We start from the raw sequence: 1,589 nt of genomic DNA on the forward strand, positions 1-1,589 counted from the left end.
CAGCACCGGCAGCCAGTGCTGCAGCGCGAGCGCGGCTAGCGCTGCCCAGACGCCCTGGCGGTAGCGCCAGTCGCCGCCGAACGCGCTGGTCAGCGGCACGGTGACGGCCGCGGCCAGCGCGGTGCCGGCGGACAGCGCCATGGAGTACAGGCCGATCATCGGACCGACCTTCTCCGGGAAGTAGCGCTTGATCACGACCGGGAGCAGCACGTTGGAGACCGCGACGCCGGCCAGCGCGAGCGCGGTCAGCAGCAGGAAGACCGCGGTGCCACCCGCGAAGGAGCGGGCCAGCACGCCCGCGGCGATCGCGCCCATGCCAGCCGTGATCACCGCGATGGGGCCGATCCGGCGGGCCGCGGCCGGCGCGGCGAAGCCGAACAGCGCGAAGCACAGCGACGGGACGGCGGTGAGCAGCCCGGCGAGGGTCGGGTTCATTCCCAGGTCGGCGCGGACCTGGTCGAGCAGCGGCCCGAGGCTGGTGACCACGGGGCGCAGGTTGAAGGCTGCGGCGGCGATCGCGACGGCGAACAGCCAGCCCAGGTACTTGGCGGAGCCTGAGGCGGCGGGCCGCTCGGCCGGCGGCCGCCGGGTGTCGGTCGGGGTGGAAGCGGTGGTGTCTGCTGCGGGCATGAGCGACATCATAGAATGATGGGATGAATTGATGCACCTTGTACTTGGCATGATGTGCCGACCGTTCATCCACCGGCCACCTCCCACCAGGCCCCACCCGAGCCGTAGTCGCAAGGAGTCCCCGTGGCGCTGTCCTCGCCGAGGCGCACCCCGCTGTCCGACCAGGTGATCGCACAGCTGCGTGCCCAGATCACTTCCGGGGAGTGGCCGGTCGGCTCGCGCATCCCCACCGAGGCCGCCCTGGTCGAACAGCTCGGCGTCGCCCGCAACACCGTCCGCGAGGCCGTCCGCGCCCTCGCCCACAACGGCCTGCTCGACATCAGGCAGGGCTCCGGCACGTACGTGCTGGCCACCAGCGAGCTGGCCGGAGTGATGCACCGCCGCTTCGCCGACGCCGAGCAGGCCCAGATCGCCGAGCTGCGGGCGGCGCTGGAGACCTCGGCGGCGGGCCTCGCCGCCCAGCGCCGCACCGCGCGCGACCTGGAGCTGCTGGACGGCGCGCTGGCCCGCCGGGAGGCCGCCTGGCACTCCGGCGAGGCCGAGGACTTCATCCAGGCCGACGCTGCCTTCCACCAGGCCGTGGTGGCCGCCGCCCACAACGACGTCCTGCTCGCCGTGTACGCCGACCTCGGTGAGGTCACCCGCGAGCACCTGCGGCACGACGTCGGCCCCGAGCTGATCGCCGAGCGCTACATCGGCCACCACGGCATCCTGGAGGCCATCCGGGCCGGCGACGCCCAGCGTGCCTCGGTCGAGGCGGGCCGCGCCATCGGCGTCTGCGCCACCGCTGAGGTCTGACCGCCCGCGCGCCGACACCAGGCCCGCCCTCAAGCCCGACGCGCCCGGCCCCGATCCCGACCCCAACCCCGGCCGGGGATCCCGGCCGGGAGCCCAGGCCCGCCCTGGATCCCCGGCCGAGACGAGAACGAAACGCCGCTGCCCGGCACCCCCACGAGGGC

At 74.1% G+C, this 1,589-nt stretch carries 2 protein-coding genes; one reads left to right on the forward strand and one right to left on the reverse strand.

Annotated features, from left to right (window positions below; all coding sequences use genetic code 11):
* A partial coding sequence (locus ACFU7Y_RS43825; protein WP_380772044.1) for an MFS transporter occupies positions 1 to 630 on the reverse strand: 630 nt, incomplete at its 3' end.
* A 123-nt stretch (positions 631 to 753) separates the two neighbouring features.
* On the opposite strand from ACFU7Y_RS43825, the gene ACFU7Y_RS43830 reads away from it, so the two are divergent.
* Positions 754 to 1,428 carry a FadR/GntR family transcriptional regulator gene (locus tag ACFU7Y_RS43830; RefSeq protein WP_224274699.1) on the forward strand — a complete coding sequence of 225 codons (675 nt, stop codon included), beginning with the start codon at positions 754 to 756 and terminating at the stop codon, positions 1,426 to 1,428.
* Positions 1,429 to 1,589 lie beyond the last annotated feature (161 nt).

Source organism: Kitasatospora sp. NPDC057542, from assembly GCF_042801945.1.
Lineage (GTDB): Bacteria > Actinomycetota > Actinomycetes > Streptomycetales > Streptomycetaceae > Kitasatospora.